We start from the raw sequence: 15,327 nt of genomic DNA, 5'->3' as shown, positions 1-15,327 counted from the left end.
ACGCCTTTCAGTCCACCGCGCGAACGCGTGGGTCGAGCCAGCCCAGTGCGAGGTCCGCCAGCAGGTTGCCGACAATCAGCAACCCGGACAGCACCACCAGCAACGAAGCCGAGAGATAGAGATCCTGCTCGGTCAGTGATGTGAGGAACAGCGGCCCGATCGTCGGCAGGTTCAGTACCACGCTGACGATCGCCTCGCCCCCGATCAGTGCCGGCAGCACGCCCCCGAGGGCCATCACCAACGGATGGAAAGCGTTGCGCACGGCATGCTTCCAGATCACCCGGCGTTCGATCACACCTTTGGCGCGAGCCGTCTGGATGTACTGCTGGTTGAGTACGTCGAGCAGGTTGGCCCGCATCACCCTGGTCAGTCCCGCGGTGCCGCCGGCGGCGACGATCACCATCGGCACCCAGGCATGGCTGAGCAGATCGGTGAACTTGCCGAAACTCCACGGGGCATTCACATAGTCGCGCGAGAACAGGCCGCCGACGTCGAGGTTCAGCCATCGTGACGCGATCACCAGGATGATCAAGGCGAGCAAGAACTCGGGGATCGCGACGCCGATGAACTGCACCGAGGTGACGAGATTGTCCGGCAGGCTGTAGCGATGGGTCGCTGAGTAGACCCCCACGGGTATCGCGATCAGCCAGGCGATCATGAGGGCTCCGAAGCTCAGCATGATCGAGTAGCCTAGACGTCCCGAAATCAGGTCGGCGACCTCCTCCTTCTGGCTGAACGAGTAGCCGAGATCGCCCCGGGCAAAGCCGCCGGCCCACTTCCAGTACTGCGTGATGAAGGAATCGTTGAGGCCGTAGCGAGCCTCGAGGGCCGTGATCTGCTCCTGAGGAACAGTGCCTCCGCGCGACTGCAGCTGCTGGATCTCAGCTGTCAACGCATTCCCCGGCGGCGCCTGCACCATGAGGAAGCTGGCGACCGAGATGATGAACAGGGTGATCACCCCGTAGAGCAACCTGCGGATGATGAAACCGATCATGGCGGGTCTCCCGGCAGCAGCTTGAGTCCGTCAGATTTCGAGCGAATCGCGTGTTATCGAAGCGCTTCGACGCGTTAACCGTGCCGAGAGGTTAGGACTCCCGACCTGCGCGGTTCAAGAGTTCGGCCTCCAGACGATTACGCCGAAGTTCCTGAAAACTAAGGCCCTCGATGTCTTGTCCGGCCGCGGTCGTGCTGCACTCGCCCGAGACGACATCGAGCTCAACGTGGTGACCGACGCGCCGCTGCGCTACCTGTTCGGCGGAACGGTGCTCGGCTGGAGTCTGCCCGACGCGGGCGGCTGGCGTCGCGCCGAGTCTCTTATGTACTGACAGGCAAGCGGTCGATCTCCCCCGCCACGCAGCGGCGCGTCCAAGCTTCGATCGACGAACTCGGCTTCATGCCTCATGCCGGTGCGCGGACGCGTACCTCGTGACGAAGTGCTTCCCCCACACCTTGTTGATCTGACGCAACGTCTCGTGGACTTTGCTCTTCCCCCGAGGCCCGGACGGCCCCCACCCCAGATTCCGCTGATCCCTCGAACCCAACCGACAGGAGATCTCTCCACGCCGGCCGGCTTGAGCCGCCTGGCGCTCGGTCCCGGGTCGGGCACCGGTCTTGCCCGACCCGGGAGTGACCTACCTGATGGCCAGGTCGCGGATGTTCGTGCCGGCGCCGGTGAACACCAGATAGACGTCGCGGACGCCGCGGGTCAACCGCGGGTTGAGCTGGGCCGTCGTCGCGACCCAGGTGTAGCGGTCACCGGTGACAGGGACGGTGAGCGTGCCCGCGAGAGGCCCGGCCGGGCTGCCAAGGCGGATCTCCACCTTGCCTGTTCCTTCCGAAGCTCGCGAAACGGCGGCTTCCAGTCGGGTGGCGCCACTGCCCAGTTGGACATCCTGAAAGGAGATCCAGTCGCCTGCTGACGTCTTGCCGACTGCATCGCCGCGCACCTTGGCGGCGTCGATGAGCTCGATACCCGAGTAGTCGTCGAAATCCGCGGCCGCCGTACGCCTGCTCAGATCCCGGGGCGGGATCACCTCACCACGAACCGCCACCGTCGTACGGGCCCTGATGTCGGCCGAAGAGCTGCCCACCTGCACGTCCTGGACAGCCGACTCGACCACCCACTTGTTCCGGGTCACGTCCCAGAACGCCAGGTCACTCGCCTTCACGTCGAAGGAGACGGTACGACGTTGGCCGGGCGCGAAGGCCAGCCGCTCGAACCCACGAAGCGTCTTGACCGGCTGGGCTACCCGCGAGGTGCGCTGAGCGGTGTAGAGCTGGACGACCTCCTCGCTCGCGGTCCGGCTGGTGTTGGTCACGTCGACGCTGACCTTGAGCCGTCCGTTCGCCGCGACGACGGGTGAGTCCACCCGCAGTCCGGAGTACCGGAAGGTGCCGTAGGTCAGACCATGGCCGAACGGGTAGAGCGGAGTCGCCCGGTGGTACTGATAGGTCCAGCCGGCCTTGATCACGTCGAAGTCGAGCGGATCCGGCAGCTCCTTGTCCGTGCGGTACCACGTCTGCGGGAGCCGGCCCGACGGCGAGTAGTCGCCGAACAACACGTCCGCGAGGGCGTGGCCTGTCTCCTGGCCCGCGTGCGATGTCCAGAGGACCCCCTGCGCCTGTGACCAGTCTCCCGTCAACGGATAGCTGCTCTCCAGTACCACAACGGTCCTGGGATTGGCAGCGGTGACGGCCTTCACGATCGCTTGCTGGCCGGCGGCGAGGGCGGTGTCCTGACGATCGTCGTCCTCGCGCCCGTTGATGAACGGAGTACTGCCGACCACCACTACCGCCGTGTCCGCCTTCTTCGCGGCCTCCACCGCCGCGGCCGTGCCGCTGACGAGGATCTCTCGCGCGAACTGCGCCGCTGTGTCCTGGGTCGCCGCGCCGATTGCCAGCTTCCCGTCGGCCTGCAGCACGATGTACTGGTTGGGTCCGTTCCACGGCTCCTTGACCTCGTTGCCGCGGTACCGCAGTACGTAGTTGCCATTGGCAAGTTTCTCCAGGCCGAACTGCTGCTGCACGAACCAGCCGTTGGGCTTGTCCTGGTCGTTCACCAACCCGTTCCCGCTCCGCGAGACGTACTTGCCGTTGGCAGCCGAGCGCAGGGCGAGGGTGCCGCCACCCCAGTCGAACACATCCAGCGACTGAGCCGCTCCCGCCGTCGCCGCATCGGCGGTCAGGGCGCCACCGCCGGCACCGGCCGGCGCGGTCACATACTTGCCGGTGGCAATGGAGCGGAGTGCGATCCGATCCACACCCTCGGTCGCGGTGACTGTGCTGCCGGCGCCGAGTCGTTCGGCGATACCGGCGCGCGGGGTGATCCGGTACGGCATAGTGCCCGAGTACCAGTCCTCGTAGACGGTGTCGGCCAACGGACCGATCACCGCGACGTCCTTGGTCTTTGCCGCATCGAGCGGCAAGGTCTGGTGCTTGTTCTCGAGCAGTACGAGTTGCTTGCGGGCGGCTTCGCGCGCAAGTTCGCGGTGGGCCGGGCTGTCGATGCTGTCCGGCCCGATCTTCTCGTACGGGTTCCGCCCGGCCGGGTCGAACTCGCCCAGCCGGAAGCGGATCGACAGCAAGTGCTCGACCGGCTTGTCGATGTCCGCCTCGGTGAGCAGGCCCTTGGCCAGCGCTTCCTTCACCGCGGCGACGGTCGGACCGCCGTTGATGTCGTTCTCGGTGAAGCTGTCGAGGCCTGCCTTGATCGCCGCGGCAGCGCCCTCTGCCGCGGTCGGGTAGTACTGCTGCAGACCACTGACGTTGCCCGCGCCCGAGGCGTCGCCGACGATCATCAGATCGTCGGCCGACCAGGAACGCACCGTCTCTCCGAGCTCGGGCGACACGTGGGTCGGCCTGCCGTTCAGAAGGTTGTACGACGCCATCACGCCAGTGGCAGCCCCCGCGGTAAGGGCCGGCTGGAACGCCTTGTACTCGTACTCGTGCAGCACTCGAGGCCGGACACTCGCCGACACGCGGGCACGGTCCGTCTCGACGTTGTAAGAGGCGAAGTGCTTCAGCGTCGGAGCCGTCTTGAGATAGCGCGGGTCATCGCCTTCCAGGCCGCGGCCGTACGCCGTCGCGATCTCACTCGTCAGCAAAGGGTCCTCGGCGTACCCCTCCTCGTTACGACCCCACCTCGGGTCACGCAACTGGTTCACCACCGGCGCCCACAGGTTCAGCCCGTTCTTCGCCGGGTCGAGCTTGTTGAACGCTCTCGCCTCATCTCCGACCGCTGAACCGACCCGCTTGATCAGGTTCGGGTCCCACGTGCTGCCGAGCCCGACGGCCTGGGGGAAGACGGTCGCCTTACCCAGCCAGGCAACCCCGTGCAGCGCCTCGGTACCGGTCTTGAAGGAAGCGATGCCCAGTCTCGGTATCGCGGGCTGGTACTGGTGCAGCAGCGAGATCTTCTCGTCCAGCGTCAGGCGGCCGGTCAGGTCGTCCAACCGGACTTTCAGCGGCAGGTCGGGGTTCCGGAACTCCGGAAGGGGCTCGGCCCGCGCGGGCTGCCCTACCAGGAACGCGGGGACGAGTAGCAGCGCCACGAGGGCGCCCCAGACTCGATGGCGATAGGTCATGGTGACTCCCCTTCGGCAGTTATCGAAGCGCTTCGACTATCGAGCGAAGAAGCCGGGCCGTCAAGAGCGGGACCCCGCAGTCTCGCTGCCCGTCCGTCTGTTCGTGGAACGAAAGAACCGGCGCTCCGCCGTCGACCTTCGCGATGTGCGCAATGCCCATGGCATCGTGCACGACGTCAACGAGCACTGAACAGGACTGCATCGCCTCTGCACACACGGCAACCACGAGGTCTTCTCCGGCGAACCGGCTCGCCAGGTCACCGCGGGCCACCAGTTGGCACCCATCACGGACGTAGACATCACGGCGCGCACCAGGCGATGCACGCGGACGGTGTCTCCTGCTGCTGGTACAGCGACCGGCCTGAGGTGTCCTGGCTCGGCGTCGTCCCCTCGGCCCTGCTGAGTCGCGGTCCAGCCAGCACCTGCGCTATACACCGTCGCAGGCCGCAGTGCCATCGCAGCGGCTCTCGGCGCCGGCTGTCACCCAGGCGTCTTCTGAGCCTGCGACCTCGACCTTCGGCCAACGCTCGATGAGACCCACGCGGATCGCGTCCGCCGCGGGATCTCCGTACTGACAACGGTGGTGCTGTGCTCCACGGCCGACCGACCGCGTGAATGCGACGACTCGTGCCCCGGTCACCAAGGGATCGAGGCACCCGTCCCGCGTGGATGGTGGGAGGGTGGGCCGACCCACACGTCGGGAGGGTGGCCCCAAGCTACCGTCCGGAATGACGCAGGTCCTGCATCAAGCATGGCAAGGCCAGCGAGATCATCCCGGGCGCACTTCGCGCCGGACCAGGCATCGACCCACGCTTCCTCCTAGTCATTCCGCTACATTTGTTGTAGCGTAATTGGTTGCAGGTATATCCCCGACAGACTGGACCTCATGCCCCACACCGCAAGCAGCCGCGGCCGACCCCGGCTCGAGTCGACCGACCAGCGCATCCTCGAGGCGGCGCGGGACGTGCTCCGCCTGAAGGGACCAGCCGCGATGAACATCGATTCTGTCGCGGCCCGATCCGGTGTAGCCCGTACGACGATCTACCGCCGCTACCGCAGCCGGGACGAGTTGATGGATGCGATCCTGGAGCACCTCATCGACCCCGCACCCCCAGCACCCGATCTTCCGGTCGGCGAAAAGCTGCGATGGGTCCTGGACCGGATCAGCGACATCCTGGAGAACCAGCTCGGGCCGGGCGCCACCGCCGCCATCATCGCCAACAGCGATCCCCAGTTCACCACCGCCGTACGGTTACGACTCGCCGCCTACTTGAGCGCGCTGACCGATCTGATGAACCTCGATATCAAGGCCGGTCGACTACTGGCAAATATCGATCCCGACACGGTGCTCGGCACACTGGTCGGTGCATACCTTGCCGAGCTCCTCAGGTTCGGCTCGCCACGCGAGGGATGGATGGACCGCGCCGTAGCGCTACTGACTCCCGCGGTCATACAACACTGACGCCCCACCGAGCCACAGCGATGTGCGATCAGCGATCGCACATCACTGATATCTCACGCGCTTTCGAGCCCACAGCGGCAGACTGTCCGCCTTCGGACTCGGACTCCGCGGCCACCATCTCTACTCCGATGACATCACCGCTCGCAGCACCAGGGCTCGCGGACACGCGTCGTCGAGCGCGGCCACCCCTGGCCGGCCGGCCGGCCAGGAACGCTTGACCCCGCCAGACTTCCGGTTTGTCTCGGTACACCCCCACTGCGACCCGGACTGCGAGAAACACCACCGTCGCACCGAGGACCATCAAGAGAACTGTTTCAACTCCGCTCGACATCGTCATCCACTGTCCCTTCCCTGCGTAGTCGCCCGAGCTTTTCGATACAAATAGTGTAGCGTAAATGATGCCAGAACTATTCCCGCAGATCCGGACTCATGGCTCAGATCACACCCGGTCGTGGCGGAAATGGTCCGGAGTTGGGACAGCCCGGGCGAAGTCAGGATGCGCGTCGAGCGCAGTCACCTCCGAGGGGGAACCCTCCAGCAGTTCGCGTGCAGCCTCGTCGAAACGCAGCGCCCAGTCGTACCCCGAGTCCGGTTTGCGGAAGTCGACGGCGCGCAGATTGTGGACGATGTTCCCGCTTCCCACGATGAGAACCCCCTCGTCGCGCAGCGGGCTCAGTTTCCGGCCGAGTTCGAGGTGATGGTCGAAGTCCTTGAACGCGTTGAGGGACAGCTGGACGACGGGGATCGAGGCATCCGGGAACGCGTGGAGGAGGACTGACCAGGTGCCATGGTCGATCCCCCAACTGTCGATGTCCTGCCCGACCCACCTGGGTCTACAGACATCGGCCACGAGTTCCGCGACCTCTGGCGCCCCAGGCGCCGGGTACTGCACATCGAACAGCTCTTGCGGGAATCCGTAGAAGTCGTGGATGGTGCGAGGCCGCGGCATCGCTGTGACTGCGGTCGCGTTGGTGTACCAGTGCGCGGAAATAACCAGGATCGCGCGGGGGCGCGGCACCGAGTTGCCGAGATGCGCCAGGCCTCGGTGTAACGGTTCGTCTGCAGCGCGTTCATCGGGTTGCCATGGCCGAGGAAAGCAACGGGCATCCGCGTCTTGTTCATGTTCGTGTCCCCCGGTTCGAGTCGGTGCCCGACCTTACGCATTAAGGACCCTCAGCTAGTTGCCTCCAGCAAGTTACTTCGGTCCGAAGAATCTGCCGGAAGCGTCACTTCCACATACTTCTTTCCAGGTCACACCCGTCACCCGCCCACCGTCGTCAGTCTCCAGCGACACTCGGATGCGAATTGGAGATCAACTCAGCACCCAGTGACACATCTACTCGATGTCATGTCAACGCACTGTCGATCACGACCTACATCCATCACACGTCTGACGGCCGCAGCTTGTCTCCATGTACTTCTACTGGTCGTCGACGAACTCAGCGACGTACTCGCCGACCGTCGGGAGCCGCCGCATTCACCACGGGGCTGACGTCGGCTGGGGTCGCTCGTCATCCGAACGTCGTTCGTACGTCGTCTGCCGTCGTACGGCGCGCTGCACCAGGTAGCCGACCATCCGAAGGACGAGGGCCGCCCGATTTCGAACCCGGCGATCACGCCACTCGAGCCGCTCACGAGACCTGCTGATGAAGGTGATTGCAGTAGCGCGCAAGGGCGGGATCTCGAAGCGTTCCAACGTAATGCCCTGGTCGCAGCTCCCGCACGTTCCGTACGGGCCGTCGACGGTCGTCGGCCGGCCGCGTCGATCTCCTCGGGCAGGCGGTCGATCAGGGAAGTCGTGCCGAAATGAGGTTAAGGACGTAGCACTGGTAAGGGGCCACGCCGTTGCATGAGATGACGTCGCCGGGCTCGCGGTCCGTGCGCCCGCAAATTCAAACTCGGCGAGCTTCAGCCACGCCGGGCGCTGCGGCGTCGTCGGGAGGCATCCTCGGAACCTTTCGCGTGGGTGTTCCCGGAGATCAGGGTGGACGCGGTGAGGTTCGCGAGTACGTCTTGGTAGGCCTTGTGGAAGCTGGCGATGCCGTTGTCCTCCAGGGTGTGACCGACCGCGTTCATGTCGACGCCGACATCCGTCAGCCGGCGCATCAGTTCGGTGGCCTGTGGCACACCGCTGTCGACGGTGCGAGTCATCGTGCCGTGGTCCTCGAAGGCGGCGATGGTTGCTTCGGGCAAGGTCGTGACCGTTTCGGGGCCGATGAGTTCCTCGACATAGCGGGTGTCGCGGTCCATGGGGTTCTTGGTGGACGTCGAAGCCCACAGCGGTCGCTGGACATCTGCGCCCAGTCGGGCGAGCCGGTGCCAGCGCTTGGTGGAGAATTGTTCGGTGAACAACCTGTACGCCAGTTTGGCCTGCGCGATCGCGGCCTGGCCGCACAGAGCCAGGGCCTCGTCGGTGCCGAGTGCCTCGAGTCGCTGGTCGACCTCGGTGTCGACGCGGCTGACGAAGAACGAGGCGACGCTGCTGACGGTCGAGGGATCGCCGCCGTTGGCGGTGAACTTCTCCAGCCCGGACAGGTAGGCCTCGATGATCTCGGCGTACCGGGACAGGGAGAACAACAGCGTCACGTTGATGCTTGCGCCCTCGCCGATCAGTGTCTCGACGGCGGTGACGCCTTCCGCGGTTGCCGGGATCTTCACGAGCAGATTGGGTTGGGCGATCCGGCGACGTAGCCACCGCGCGGCGGCGATCGTGCCGGACGCGTCGTGAGCCAGCTCGGGAGAGACCTCCACCGACACGAAACCGTCGATGCAGTCACCCCCGTCGAAGACTGGTCGCAGTAGGGTCAGCGCCTGACTGGCGTCGGCGATGACCAGCTCCCAGTAGGCCTCGTCCACCGACTTGCCGGCGGCCATCAGTTCCGAGAACTGTTCGTCGTAGTCGTGGGAGCCGGTGATGCTCCGGGCGAAGATCGTCGGGTTCGCGGTAACGCCGCGGATCCCGTCGGCGACCATCCGCGCCAGGGTGCCGTCACGCAGACAGGTGCGGGTGAGGTTGTCCAGCCATGGGCTCTGCCCGAAGTGGCCGTAGAGGTGTTCCAGCTTCGTCATTGTGTTCCCGGCTCTCCCTGGCATCCGCCAGCTGCGGCTATCAAGGTGTGGTTGTTCAGCTGTCCATGTCGTGGAGCAGGTCGTCCCAGTCGATGGCGGCACGACTTGCCGCCCCGTCCCCCAGGACGAACCTGCTGGGGTCTCCGGCTGCTCTCGGTCCCGACGCCAGCCACGCGGCCATGCCGTGCGCGGTGCGGCGCTCGATCTCGTCGAGATACGCCCGCCGATCGTCGACGACCTGTAGCCGTTGCGTCGGCGAACCGGCTCGTTGCAGGGCGGAGAAGCTGGCCCGCCAGGCCACGCACAGGGCAGCGTCGCTGAGAGCACCCGGCGCGATGCGAGGCTTGGACGCGTCGTCTGGCTCGATCCCGAGGATGGGGGCCGGGGCGGACCGTGGCGGGCGGTCGGCACGATCCTGCCGGACAGACCGAGGTGGCGGGCTAGCGAGGTGCCCGTGTTCGGTGAGCCAGTGAAGGCAGCGTCGAATTGCGTACGGGGATCCGCCCACGATGATGGCCAGGAGGAGCACCGCTGTTGCAGCGCCCACCAGATTGCCCAGGCCGACGAAGGAGACCGTGCCACCCGCGGCGAGGGCTGTGCTGGTGGCCACGATCCGTCGTCGATCCCGCGGCGGTCGGCCGGGACCGTCGGGGTCTGCCAGAGCGACCATGGCCACGACCGCGCCCGTGAGCGCCGCGAGGATGAGCAGCATGATGACGTTCGTGAGTGACCAGGTGAACGCCATGACTGCGCCTAGTGCGCCGAGCACACCACAGAACAACAGCCAGAAGACTCGATAGGCCTTCATGGTGTGTTCTCCTGCGCCGTAGCGTCGCGGCGGACTGCGACTGATCGGTCCACGACAACCTCCTTGCGGTGCCGGGGGACTTGCTCCTGCAGCTACGACTGTGCCGCGACGTCGCGACGACAGGTACGGCGACGATCGGCGAACCTGAGGCTGGGCTGTTGGCCGACGCCCGGCAAGATGGTCCCTCCGGAATCAGGGCCGGGTCGGTTACGCGTGGGCCTCCGCACCGGACGGAAGGTCACGGGCGGGCCAGTCGAGGAGTCGTGCGCCGAGGACGGCGATGTGCAGCGTGAACCGCTGTGCCGGGTCGCCCGGGTCTTGTCCAGTGAGGATCTTGACCTTGTCCAGCCTGTAGGTGACGGTGCGAACTGACATGTTCAGGCGCCGGGCGGCCTCGGTGGCGACCTCTCCGGTCGCGAAGTACGCCTCGAGAGTCTGCAGCAGCGGCTCTGCGCCGCCGCGGTTCTGGGTCAGCGGGCCGAGCACCGCCTGGATGAGATCGACGATGGCGGCCTGGTCACGGATCAGAACCCGGTACACGAGCATGTCCTCGGCGTTGACGACAGCGGCGTCGAGCTGCAACCGGTCCGCCAGCGTCAGCGCTTCCCGAGCCTCTTCGTACGAGCGGGCGATGCCGTAGGAACCGGGGTAGGGCCGGCCCGTCGTGACGCGCCATTCCCGACCTGACCGGTGCCGGATCAACGCGTCGTGGATCAAGGTGCCCACACCTGGCGCGACGGTGCGGGGCGCCGTGCCGGCGGCCGTCGCCGGGATCAACACCACCAGCAAGCCTTCTTTGGTGGCGACCAGAACCTCACGGTCCCCGAAACGGTCGAGAATGAAGGCTTCCAGCATGTTCACGCTCGTGTCGCCTTCGGGGAGGCTGTCGGCGGGGCGGGCCAGGACCACCTGGTGCGGCCGGCCGAGATCGAGCCCGAACGGTTCGGCGCGTTCCACAATTCCGGCGACGTCGGGGTCACCGCGCAGTAGGTCGTCGACCAGTTCGCGGCGCAGCGACTCCTCCTGCCGGATGAGGTGCTGAGTGGCGATCTGGTAGCTGTCGACGAGGACGGCGATCGCTTCGCCGACAGCGCGAAGTACCGCTTGTGCAGAAGCGCGGACGGTGTCGCGGTCGCGGTACGGCACGACGTCGGGCAGGTCCCGCCACATCCGCCAGGCCGCCGACAGGTAGAGGTCGACGACTCGCCCGGCAGGGATGCCCTGTTCGGCGGCGCGACGCCCGAGTTCGCGGACGATCGCCAATTCATGTTCACGGGGCCGTCGCCCGGAGATCGCGGCGTCCGCGAGCAGGGTGAGGTATTCGACCAGCAGCTCGAGCGGCGCCTGGGAGTCTCCAGCGGCCGCTTCTGCGATCGCCGTCAGCCATGCCTCATCCGCGCTGTTCGCAGCAGAACCCGGCCACCGCAACCCGCCGGACTCGCTCATGGCGCTCCCTCGCACTGGATCTACAGCCGTGACGGGCTGGGCCATCTGCCCCGGGGCTGGGCAGTTACCCGCAGGTGCTGGGCCATGTCCCAGTAGAGCACCGTTGCCGGACGTCGGCCATAACGGCGGTCACAGGTTCGCCGATCGGCGCACTACTTGTCTGACCGCTGGAACGGCAGAGTCGAAGCCGTAGGACACCCAGAGTTGAAGCGGAGCGGCGACATGAAGAGGGCAACTGCGGTGAACTATCCGGGTCGTCAGGCAGTTGTGGTCGGGGTTGATGGCTCTGTTTCCGCGCAAGGCGCGCTGGCTTGGGCCGCCGCCGAGGCGATGTCGAGGCGATGTCCCCTGCGCATCGTTCACGCTTTCAGTTGGCCGATGATCGGCAACCCCCTGGACATGACCTTCGCTGGAGACATGAACCTCGGCCTGCAATCCGCGGCCGAGGGGATCCTCACCGAGGCGGAGGCGCACGCGCGCGAACTCGCCCCCGACATCAAGGTCACCGCCAACCTGTTTGTCGGTCTCGCGGCGCCGACACTACTCAACGCGGCACAGAATGCTGACCTGGTGGTCGTGGGCAGCCGTGGCGTCGGCGGCTTCCGCGGCCTGCTCGTGGGATCGGTGAGCGCCACCATGGCCACCCATGCCCCATGCCCGGTAGTCGTCGTCCGTCCCCACGCCGACGGTACGGCGTTCCCCGCGTCGCCGACCGGCCGGGTCGTGGTCGGCGTCGACGGGTCGGAGGTCTCGGCTGCGGCGATCCGGTTCGCGTTCCAAGAGGCGGCACGCCGCCGCGTCGGAATCACCGCCGTACATGCCGCGATGCCGACCCGCCAGCACCCGTCACTGCGCGTCCCCGCGGACATCGTCGAGCAGGTCGACCGGCAACTGTTCGCCGAGGCGATGGACAGCAAGCAGGTCCTCATCCCCGGCATCGACGTACGAATGAAGCTCGTGCACGCTCACCCGGCCCAGGCACTGATCGATGCATCGGCCGGCGCAGAACTGATCGTGGTCGGGTCGCACGGCCGCGGCGGCTTCACCGGCATGCTGCTGGGCTCGGTCAGCCAGGCCGTGCTGCACCACGCCGCCTGCCCCGTCGCTGTCGTCCGTCCACACCGCACCCCGGCCGTCAAATCCTCATCTGCGGGCCGGCTACAGCTTGCGATCACGTCACCCGACGAGCTCGTCGGCCTGAAGGAGCTGTCATGACACCGACGCCGCAAGGCCTGCCGGAAAGCCTTGGTTTGCACAGCCAACTGCTCGACCTTGACCCCTCGGAGACGCAGGAGTGGCTGGAGTCGATCGATCAGGTCGTCGACCACGCTGGGCAGAACAGGGCGCGGTACCTGCTGCTCAGCATCCTGCAGCGAGCCCGCGACCGTCGCGTCGGTGTCGCGAATCTGCGCAGTACCGACTACCTCAACACGATCGCTCCCGATGCCGAGCCGGCCTTTCCCGGCGACGAGCACATCGAGCGGCGGATCCGGGCCTACAACCGCTGGAACGCCGCGGTCATGGTCCATCGCGCGCAACGGCCCGGCATCGGCGTCGGCGGGCACATCTCCACCTACGCCTCCGCAGCGGCGCTGTTCGAGGTCGGCTTCAACCACTTCTTCCGCGGCCACGACGCCCCCGGCGGCGGCGACCAGATCTACTTCCAAGGACACGCCTCCCCCGGCATCTATGCCCGCGCGTTCCTGGAAGGGCGACTCACCAGCGACCAGCTCGACGGCTTCCGGCAGGAGATCTCCCGCGGCGGGTTACCGTCGTACCCTCATCCCCGGCTGATGCCGGACTTCTGGGAGTTCCCCACGGTCTCAATGGGGCTCGGACCGCTCAACGCGATCTACCAGGCCCGCTTCAACCGGTACCTGCACAACCGTGGCCTCAAGGACACCAGCCGGCAGCGTGTGTGGGCATTCCTCGGCGACGGTGAGATGGACGAACCGGAGTCTCTCGGCGCGATCGGCGTGGCCGCCCGTGAAGAGCTCGACAACCTGATCTTCGTGGTCAACTGCAACCTGCAGCGCCTCGATGGCCCCGTCCGCGGCAACGGCAAGATCATCCAGGAGCTCGAGTCGTACTTCCGCGGCGCCGGCTGGAACGTCATCAAGGTGATCTGGGGCCGCGAATGGGACCCGCTGCTGGCCGCCGACACCGACGGCGCGCTGCTCAACCTGATGAATACCACACCCGACGGCGACTTCCAGACCTACAAGGCCGAGTCCGGCGCGTTCGTGCGCGAGCACTTCTTCGGCCGCGACCCGCGCACCGCGGCCATGGTCGAGCATCTGTCCGACACCGAGATCTGGAACCTCAAACGCGGTGGTCACGACTATCGCAAGTTGTACGCCGCGTACCGGGCGGCCACCGAGCACACCGGACAGCCCACGGTGATCCTGGCCAAGACCATCAAAGGATGGACTCTGGGCTCCCACTTCGAGGGCCGCAACTCCACCCACCAGATGAAGAAACTCACCCTCGACGATCTCAAGGGTTTCCGCGACCGGCTGTTCCTCGACATTCCCGACTCGGCGCTCGACGCGGTCAAGCCGCCGTACTACCGGCCACCGGAGGACTCGCCGGAACTGCAATACCTGCACGAGCGGCGCCGCGCTCTCGGCGGGTACCTGCCCGCCCGCAGAGTCACCAGCAAACCACTCACGCTGCCGGGCGAGGCGGCGTACGCAGTCGCACGACGCGGCTCAGGCCGGCAGGAGGTCGCCACCACGATGGCGTTCGTCCGGCTGCTCAAGGACCTCATGAAAGACCCTCAGATCGGTCACCGCTTTGTACCGATCATCCCCGACGAGGCCCGCACCTTCGGCCTGGATTCCCTCTTCCCGTCCAAGAAGATCTACTCCCCTCACGGACAGCACTACATTTCGGTCGATCGCGGGCAGATGCTGAGCTATCAGGAAGACGTCCGAGGTGTCCTTCTGCATGAAGGCATCACCGAGGCCGGCTCCGCCGCGTCCTGGACAGCCGCGGGTACGTCGTACGCCACCCACGGTGAGCCGATGATCCCGCTGTACATCTTCTACTCGATGTTCGGGTTCCAGCGCACCGGCGATCAGCTCTGGGCGGCCGCGGACCAGATGACCAGAGGATTCCTGCTCGGAGCCACCGCGGGCCGAACCACCCTGAACGGCGAAGGCCTGCAGCACCAAGACGGCCATTCGTTGCTGCTGGCATCCACCAATCCGGCTTGCATCGCGTACGACGCTGCCTATGCCTTCGAGCTGGGCCACATCACCGCCGACGCACTCCGGCGCATGTACGGCGAACCGCGACCCGGCGAAGACCAGAACGTCTTCTACTACCTCACCCTCTACAACGAACCGATATCGCAGCCGGCCGAACCCGATCACGTCGACATCGACGGCATCCTCGCCGGGATGCATTGCTACTCCCCCACCCCGGACGGCGATGGCCCGCAGGCACAAATCCTTGCCTCCGGCATCGCGATGCCCTGGGCGCTGGAGGCGCAACGCCTACTGCACACAGACTGGGGAGTCCACGCCGCCGTGTGGTCGGTGACGTCCTGGACCCAACTACGCCGTGACGCACTCGCCGCCGAGGAGTGGAACCAGTCCCACCCCGGCCAGTCTCCTCGCGTTCCCTACGTCACGCGGCGGCTTGCCGACACCGCAGGCCCCGTCCTCGCGGTCTCGGACTGGATGCGCGCAGTGCCCGACCAGATCGCTCCGTTCGTCCGCAGACCCTGGACGTCACTGGGCACCGACGGATTCGGCCACTCCGACACCCGCGCCGCACTCCGACGCCACTTCGGAATCGACGCACAATCAATCGCCGTGCGGACGCTGCAGCAGCTGGCCGACTCCAGAGACCTGGACGAGTCGGTACCGCGGTCAGCCAGAACGACGTACCTGGCTGGACAAGCGAAGGCACGCCCGACGTCCGGCGGCGATGACAACACCAAGTAGACAACT

General features: G+C 66.3%; 12 protein-coding genes. 6 read left to right on the top strand and 6 right to left on the bottom strand.

Annotation, left to right across the window (positions count from 1 at the left end; translation table 11 throughout):
• Nucleotides 1-7 precede the first annotated feature (7 nt).
• The gene (locus EV651_RS10510; RefSeq protein ID WP_133784634.1) at nucleotides 8-994 is read right to left on the bottom strand and encodes an ABC transporter permease; all 987 of its coding nucleotides are present in this window, start codon (nucleotides 992-994) and stop codon (nucleotides 8-10) included.
• Between the two features lie 175 nt (nucleotides 995-1,169).
• Here EV651_RS10510 and EV651_RS41315 point away from each other — a divergent pair, with 175 nt between their 5' ends.
• Entirely contained in the window at nucleotides 1,170-1,325 is a 156-nt protein-coding gene (locus EV651_RS41315) for a hypothetical protein (protein ID WP_166658570.1), read from the top strand.
• A 306-nt stretch (nucleotides 1,326-1,631) separates the two neighbouring features.
• Here EV651_RS41315 and EV651_RS10500 read toward each other — a convergent pair whose 3' ends face one another.
• The gene (locus EV651_RS10500; RefSeq protein WP_133784632.1) at nucleotides 1,632-4,583 is read right to left on the bottom strand and encodes a glycoside hydrolase family 3 protein; all 2,952 of its coding nucleotides are present in this window, start codon (nucleotides 4,581-4,583) and stop codon (nucleotides 1,632-1,634) included.
• Between EV651_RS10500 and EV651_RS10495 the strand changes: the two genes are divergently transcribed.
• Both EV651_RS10495 and EV651_RS10490 read left to right on the top strand, forming a co-directional pair.
• Nucleotides 4,582-4,773 carry a hypothetical protein gene (locus tag EV651_RS10495; RefSeq protein WP_133784631.1) on the top strand — a complete coding sequence of 64 codons (192 nt, stop codon included), beginning with the start codon at nucleotides 4,582-4,584 and terminating at the stop codon, nucleotides 4,771-4,773. The genes EV651_RS10500 and EV651_RS10495 overlap by 2 nt on opposite strands.
• A 696-nt stretch (nucleotides 4,774-5,469) precedes the next feature.
• Nucleotides 5,470-6,045, top strand: coding sequence for a TetR/AcrR family transcriptional regulator (locus EV651_RS10490; protein ID WP_133784629.1), 576 nt, complete (start codon nucleotides 5,470-5,472; stop codon nucleotides 6,043-6,045).
• A gap of 439 nt (nucleotides 6,046-6,484) precedes the next feature.
• Here the strand turns inward: EV651_RS10490 and EV651_RS10485 are convergent, their stop codons facing one another.
• On the bottom strand, nucleotides 6,485-7,063 hold the full coding sequence (locus EV651_RS10485; RefSeq protein WP_238156800.1) for a dioxygenase: 579 nt from the start codon (nucleotides 7,061-7,063) through the stop codon (nucleotides 6,485-6,487).
• Nucleotides 7,064-7,457: 394 nt separating this feature from the next.
• Here EV651_RS10485 and EV651_RS41310 point away from each other — a divergent pair, with 394 nt between their 5' ends.
• Nucleotides 7,458-7,613, top strand: coding sequence for a hypothetical protein (locus EV651_RS41310; RefSeq protein WP_166658569.1), 156 nt, complete (start codon nucleotides 7,458-7,460; stop codon nucleotides 7,611-7,613).
• A gap of 340 nt (nucleotides 7,614-7,953) precedes the next feature.
• Here the strand turns inward: EV651_RS41310 and tal are convergent, their stop codons facing one another.
• The 3 genes from tal to EV651_RS10470 all read right to left on the bottom strand — a co-directional run bounded on the left by tal (nucleotide 7,954) and on the right by EV651_RS10470 (nucleotide 11,368).
• Entirely contained in the window at nucleotides 7,954-9,114 is a 1,161-nt protein-coding gene (tal, locus tag EV651_RS10480; protein ID WP_133784627.1) for a transaldolase, read from the bottom strand.
• A gap of 55 nt (nucleotides 9,115-9,169) precedes the next feature.
• Nucleotides 9,170-9,922, bottom strand: a complete 753-nt coding sequence (locus tag EV651_RS10475) for a hypothetical protein (protein WP_133784625.1) — start codon at nucleotides 9,920-9,922, stop codon at nucleotides 9,170-9,172.
• A 207-nt stretch (nucleotides 9,923-10,129) separates the two neighbouring features.
• Complete coding sequence (locus tag EV651_RS10470) at nucleotides 10,130-11,368, bottom strand: CdaR family transcriptional regulator (protein WP_133784623.1); 1,239 nt, start codon at nucleotides 11,366-11,368, stop codon at nucleotides 10,130-10,132.
• A 222-nt stretch (nucleotides 11,369-11,590) separates the two neighbouring features.
• Between EV651_RS10470 and EV651_RS10465 the strand changes: the two genes are divergently transcribed.
• Together EV651_RS10465 and aceE are read left to right on the top strand one after the other, a co-directional pair.
• The gene (locus EV651_RS10465; RefSeq protein ID WP_133784621.1) at nucleotides 11,591-12,583 is read left to right on the top strand and encodes a universal stress protein; all 993 of its coding nucleotides are present in this window, start codon (nucleotides 11,591-11,593) and stop codon (nucleotides 12,581-12,583) included.
• Nucleotides 12,580-15,321 carry a pyruvate dehydrogenase (acetyl-transferring), homodimeric type gene (gene aceE / locus EV651_RS10460; RefSeq protein WP_133784619.1) on the top strand — a complete coding sequence of 914 codons (2,742 nt, stop codon included), beginning with the start codon at nucleotides 12,580-12,582 and terminating at the stop codon, nucleotides 15,319-15,321. The genes EV651_RS10465 and aceE overlap by 4 nt, the downstream gene beginning before the upstream one ends.
• The last annotated feature ends 6 nt before the right edge of the window (nucleotides 15,322-15,327 follow it).

This window comes from Kribbella sp. VKM Ac-2571, assembly GCF_004362255.1.
GTDB classification, from domain to species: Bacteria; Actinomycetota; Actinomycetes; order Propionibacteriales; family Kribbellaceae; genus Kribbella; species Kribbella pratensis.
This window is presented reverse-complemented; position numbering and strand designations above follow the sequence as displayed.

Coding starts and splice junctions, on each gene's coding strand:
- EV651_RS10510 (WP_133784634.1), bottom strand. CDS start 994: ATGATCGGTTTCATCATCCGCAGGTTGCTCTACGGGGTGATCACCCTG.
- EV651_RS10495 (WP_133784631.1), top strand. CDS start 4,582: ATGGTGACTCCCCTTCGGCAGTTATCGAAGCGCTTCGACTATCGAGCG.
- EV651_RS10500 (WP_133784632.1), bottom strand. CDS start 4,583: ATGACCTATCGCCATCGAGTCTGGGGCGCCCTCGTGGCGCTGCTACTC.
- EV651_RS10490 (WP_133784629.1), top strand. CDS start 5,470: ATGCCCCACACCGCAAGCAGCCGCGGCCGACCCCGGCTCGAGTCGACC.
- EV651_RS41310 (WP_166658569.1), top strand. CDS start 7,458: ATGTACTTCTACTGGTCGTCGACGAACTCAGCGACGTACTCGCCGACC.
- tal (WP_133784627.1), bottom strand. CDS start 9,114: ATGACGAAGCTGGAACACCTCTACGGCCACTTCGGGCAGAGCCCATGG.
- EV651_RS10475 (WP_133784625.1), bottom strand. CDS start 9,922: ATGAAGGCCTATCGAGTCTTCTGGCTGTTGTTCTGTGGTGTGCTCGGC.
- EV651_RS10470 (WP_133784623.1), bottom strand. CDS start 11,368: ATGAGCGAGTCCGGCGGGTTGCGGTGGCCGGGTTCTGCTGCGAACAGC.
- EV651_RS10465 (WP_133784621.1), top strand. CDS start 11,591: ATGAAGAGGGCAACTGCGGTGAACTATCCGGGTCGTCAGGCAGTTGTG.
- aceE (WP_133784619.1), top strand. CDS start 12,580: ATGACACCGACGCCGCAAGGCCTGCCGGAAAGCCTTGGTTTGCACAGC.